The 505-nt window shown below is 66.7% G+C and carries 1 protein-coding gene; it reads left to right on the forward strand.

The features are described 5' to 3' along the window. Positions 1–313: 313 nt before the first annotated feature. Positions 314–505: hypothetical protein (locus NS355_RS17920; protein ID WP_153008290.1), on the forward strand; the 192-nt coding region annotated here is incomplete at its 3' end.

Genomic DNA, 505 nt, shown 5'->3' on the forward strand with positions numbered 1-505 from the left:
ATGACTGCGGCGGCATCCGGCGTCCGTTGAACCAGCGATCCTCCATTCGACCGACACGCTGCGCGAAGGCGCGTCATTTCCCGAGGATCGTGGTGAGTGGTCGCGATATAGGCGCTGCACCCCCAAGTGTCAAACCGACGCACGCGCAGCCAGGGGCAAAGTTCCCGCTGGCACGGGGCTTGCCACATATTGGCCGCATATGCGGTTACTATATGGGGTTGCATCCGCCGGGCCTCCGGGGCACGGCTGGTGCGGCCGGGTCTGGGACCCGGACGGCGGTTGAAGATTGTAGTTACCACGAGGAATGCATTTCATGACATCGTCCGGGCCGCGCTGCGCCGCGCGCCTTCTTGCCCTGACGCTGGTGCCGGTGCTTGCCCCGCTGCCCGCCGCTGCCGTCCCGTTCCAGAGCACGTCGCAGGACAATGACGCCGCGCGCCCAGGCACCGGCGGTCTGGAGGGGTTCAGCCTGAGCCCGCGCCTTTCGACGCCGCAGAACAATCCG

This window comes from Sphingomonas yabuuchiae, from assembly GCF_001477495.1.
Classification (GTDB): domain Bacteria; phylum Pseudomonadota; class Alphaproteobacteria; order Sphingomonadales; family Sphingomonadaceae; genus Sphingomonas; species Sphingomonas yabuuchiae_A.